Raw genomic sequence first — 1,029 nt, 5'->3', positions numbered from 1 at the left:
TTGCCGCTGAAGCGGGTCGGGCCGATCGCGTCGCGCAGGCTGGCGTCGAGCTGCTTGCGCGCTTGCGCGACCTTGGCCTGGGTGCGGTCGGGATGGTTGCCGAGCTTGGCCGCGACCTCGCCCAGCGCGATCAAAGCGATGTCGGCGGCCTCGCGGGCGATGGCCTGGGTCTCGGGCATGGCCGCGCGCGCGCCGCGTTCGAACTCGGCCAGGCGGCGCGAGTCGTCGGCGCTGAGCGCGACCCAACGGTCGTCGACGAACAGCCGGCCCTGGCGCATCACCAGCGCCTTGGGCTCGCCGTCCTGGCGGGTCAGGATCAGGCTGCGTTCGTTGAGGGTGAGCTGATAGGGGCTGTCGATCTCGCAGTGGCCGTCGACCTTGACATCGGCGAAGGCGGCGCCGCAGGCGAGCATCGCGGCGGCCGCGGCGGCGAGGCGGTACGGCAGGCGGAAGGGCGGGCGAGACGGCATCGTCGTGTCCTGGACGGTGGAATGGCCCCAGCTTGCGGCCGGCGCCGTCGGCGCGGCGCGTGCCTTTGGGCGGCATGACCTTCGTCATGGCGGTTGGCCGTGCCGATCCTGGCGCCTGGATATTGCTTACGCGTTGCAAGCAATGCGTCGTCGCGCATGCATCGTCATGCGCATACGCGCGGCGAACGCGCGCGAAAACGGGTTTCGGCAACGCGCCGAACAGGCCGGAAAACGCGGCATTTCCGATCCGTTCAAACAATCATCGCGCGTTCGCGGCATCGCACGCGCGCCGCCGCGTGCGTTCGCGCTGCGCGCGATCGAGCCCGCGCGGGCGATGTTCATGCGCCGTCCATCTGCGACGAAACCCGTTTTTTCAAGCGGTTTTCTTGCGCCATAAGGGTTTCAGCGCGAACTCGAGCAACGTTCGCGCAGACTCGAACGTCGGCACGATAGCGACGTTATTGCGCGCTACTTGCTCGTTCATTTCATTCATTTTTGCCTTGAAAACAGGCCTCTAACACGGTTGTCGCGTGAAAAGTTCCTTCACGCGCATTCGCGC

General features: G+C 67.0%; 2 protein-coding genes. One reads left to right on the top strand and one right to left on the bottom strand.

Annotated elements, in window-relative coordinates:
- Positions 1-470, bottom strand: a 470-nt coding sequence (locus ABZY20_RS37485) for a DUF2884 family protein (protein WP_356448046.1), incomplete at its 3' end; no start/stop codon positions are given.
- A gap of 4 nt (positions 471-474) precedes the next feature.
- Between ABZY20_RS37485 and ABZY20_RS37480 the strand changes: the two genes are divergently transcribed.
- Positions 475-867 (top strand): hypothetical protein, encoded by a 393-nt coding sequence (locus tag ABZY20_RS37480; protein WP_145960187.1) that lies wholly within the window; start codon positions 475-477, stop codon positions 865-867.
- The last annotated feature ends 162 nt before the right edge of the window (positions 868-1,029 follow it).

The organism is Streptomyces sp. NPDC006624 (genome assembly GCF_040611555.1).
In the GTDB taxonomy this organism is placed as follows: Bacteria; Actinomycetota; Actinomycetes; order Streptomycetales; family Streptomycetaceae; genus Streptomyces.
This window is presented reverse-complemented; position numbering and strand designations above follow the sequence as displayed.